Source organism: Microbacterium sp. CPCC 204701 (genome assembly GCF_004010105.1).
GTDB lineage: Bacteria > Actinomycetota > Actinomycetes > Actinomycetales > Microbacteriaceae > Microbacterium.
On record NZ_RRYE01000380.1, the window covers coordinates 1 to 2,780 of the forward strand.

At 71.9% G+C, this 2,780-nt stretch carries 3 protein-coding genes; all 3 read right to left on the bottom strand.

All coding sequences use genetic code 11. The features are described 5' to 3' along the window. Positions 1–58: 58 nt before the first annotated feature. Complete coding sequence (locus EIO58_RS15650) at positions 59–1,123, bottom strand: LOG family protein (protein ID WP_127820286.1); 1,065 nt, start codon at positions 1,121–1,123, stop codon at positions 59–61. Positions 1,124–1,225: 102 nt separating this feature from the next. Then, complete coding sequence (locus EIO58_RS15655; protein ID WP_127820287.1) at positions 1,226–2,485, bottom strand: glycosyltransferase; 1,260 nt, start codon at positions 2,483–2,485, stop codon at positions 1,226–1,228. Between the two features lie 126 nt (positions 2,486–2,611). Beyond that, positions 2,612–2,780, bottom strand: a 169-nt coding sequence (locus EIO58_RS15660; RefSeq protein ID WP_164861769.1) for a His/Gly/Thr/Pro-type tRNA ligase C-terminal domain-containing protein, incomplete at its 5' end; no start/stop codon positions are given.

Genomic DNA, 2,780 nt, shown 5'->3' on the forward strand with positions numbered 1-2,780 from the left:
GGACGACGGATGCCGTGGCCGGCGCCCGCAGCGCCGTCGCGCACCGCGCGCCGGCGCGTCAGGTCGCGCGAGTGGGTCCGGTCGGCGCGCTCCCGAGCTCGCTGACGGCGCGAATGAGCCGGTACAGCGATCCGACCTGAAACTGGTCGAGGCGCAGCACCAGTCGCGGCAGGTCCAGGCGGTCGTCGTCCTCGCGCTCCGGCCGCAGCGGTTCACTCCGCTCGATCGTCCCGGACGCGAGGAGCCGACCGAACCGCTCGTTCAGCTCGGCCACCTCGGCATCCGTCGGCGCGGCCTTCAGACGCAGCACCAGCCGGTCGCCGACCCACCGCATCGAGTCGTAGTTGCGCCAGAAGTCGGTGATCTGCTGAGCCGCGGCCTCCACAGAGTCCGTGACGAGCACACGATCGAAGTCGTCGGGCGAGATCACTCGATTCGTCACGAGCTCGCCCTCGACGAACCGCTGCAGACCGTGCCAGAACGTGCCGCCGGGCTCGTCGAGCAGCACGATCGGCGTGGGCTCGGCCTTGCCGGTCTGCTGCAGCGTGAGCAGTTCGAACAGCTCGTCCAGGGTGCCGAAGCCGCCCGGCACGCACACGAACCCGTGCGACTCCTTCACGAGCATGAGCTTGCGGGTGAAGAAGTACTTCATCGCGACGTTGCGGGCGTTCTCGGCGATCACCGCGTTCGGCTTCTCCTCGAACGGCAGGCGGATCGAGACCCCGAGCGACCGCTCGGGCCCTGCCCCTTCCGCCGCGGCCTGCATGATGCCGGGGCCCGCGCCGGTCACCACCATCCACCCCTTCTCCGCCAGGGCGCGGGCGACCTCGGCGGCGGCCCGGTATACGTGCTGGTCAGGGAGCGTGCGCGCAGACCCGAAGATCGTCACCTTCGGCACTCCCGCGTAGGGGGCGAAGAGGCGGAAGGCCGCGCGCATCTCGGTGAGCGCCGCCGTGGTGATCTTGAGGTCGAGCCGGCTCGCCGCGTCGAGACCCAGCCCGACGCCGGTCACGAGGATCCGCGCGACCAGGTCGACGTTCTGGGTGATCCCCGCCGCCGCCATCGTGGCACGCAGCTCGTCGGTGACGGAATGCGGGACGGTCCCGGTGTCGCTGGAGGCCATGATGCCAGCGTCGCATGCCCACGCGCCGCGAGGTAGTCCGCGGCGACATTCCGGCGCGGCGCCTCTGCCTGCGGGCGGGACCACGGAGCGCTCGGCGGGGCTTCAGAGCGCACCCTCGAGCAGATCGGCAGCACGGCTGGCGCCGCCGAGCGAGCGAAGCTCCGCGGCCACACGGGATGCGGCATCCCGGAACGACTCCTCCCCCAGCACGCGATCCACGGCCGCGGCCACGGCCGCCGGTGTCGGCGTCCCGGTGCGAAGGTTCACGCCCGCGCCGGACCAGGCGACGCGGGCGGCCACCTCGGGCTTGTCGAGGTCGCCTCCGGCGACGATGAGCGGGATGCGGTGGGAGAGAGCCGCGAGCGTGCTCCCCCAGCCGCCGTTCGTGATCGCGATATCGACGTGCGGCAGCAGGTCGGCGAACGGCAGGAAGCCGCCGACGCGAACGTTGGCGGGCACCGGGAACGGAAGCGAGTCCTGACCGGTCACCCCCGTCGTCGCCACCGTGATCACCTCCCGGCCCTCCAGCGCCTCGAGCGCCGGACGGATGAGGTCATCGGCATCGATGTTCTGGGTGCCCTGGGTGACCAGCACCACGCGCCGCTCCTGCAGTTCGTCCCACCATTCGGGAAGCACGGTCGAGGCGACGGGCGATCCGAACGCGCCGACGAAGCGCAGATGCGGCGGCCGGTCCGTACGACCGTAGTCGAGCAGCGGCGAGCCGCTCGCGACGATCAAGGTGGGCGAGAAGACGAGGCGGTCCATCGTGCGCCCGTCGGGCACGAGACCGACAGCGCGACGCGCCTGCGCGAGCGGCTTCGTCAAAGGCCGTGAGATGAGCGGCACAAGCCCGCGCAGCGCGGCGTCGCGGACCTTGGTCACGGGGTTCGTGCCGGGGCGGATGCCCATGCCGCTCGGCGGACCGGCCGGCCCCGGGAGGTTCAGCGGCAGCACGCACACCGTGGCCCACGGCATCCCCTTGCGCTCGCTGAACAGCACGGCGCCGATCGAGGTCTCGTCGGCGGCGAGCACGTCCCACGGCTCGCGCTCCCATTCGGCGTCGAGGTCGGAGACCTGTGCGGGCGCAGTGGCGATGAAGCAGTCGGCGACGTTAACCAGGAGCTGTCGCATGCCCTTCTCGCCGACAAGCCGCGGGAAGGTCGAGGCGAGATCGTTCTCGTCGAAGTCGGGCGCCTCGTGCCACGGCACGAGACGTGCCCCGGATGCCTCCACCCGGTGCCGGAACCGCGAGCCCGTGTAGAAGCGAACGTCGTGACCGCGCCCCACGAGTTCGCGCGCCACCGCGATCATCGGGCCGACATGGCCCGTGAACGGCATCGTGGTGAGGAGGAACCGGCTCATGATCGATCTCCTTGCGCTCACCGCGACGGCAGGCTCGTCCCGGATCCGGGAGTCACCCCGTCCGATCAGGATGCCGCACCGACGGCCCGACGCGCAGCGGGGCGGGCACCCGGATCGAACCCGGAGCTAGGGGCGCGCGCCTAGGCGGGCGACGGCATCCGCGGCCGCCACGACCTCGCGGTCGCCGGTGCGGCGGTCCCACAGCTCGACCTGGCCGTCTGCCGCCCCGCGGCCGACGATCAGGATCCGCGGCACGCCGACGAGCTCGGCGTCGCCGAACTTCACGCCGGGCGAC

Coding starts and splice junctions, on each gene's coding strand:
- EIO58_RS15650 (WP_127820286.1), bottom strand. CDS start 1,123: ATGGCCTCCAGCGACACCGGGACCGTCCCGCATTCCGTCACCGACGAG.
- EIO58_RS15655 (WP_127820287.1), bottom strand. CDS start 2,485: ATGAGCCGGTTCCTCCTCACCACGATGCCGTTCACGGGCCATGTCGGC.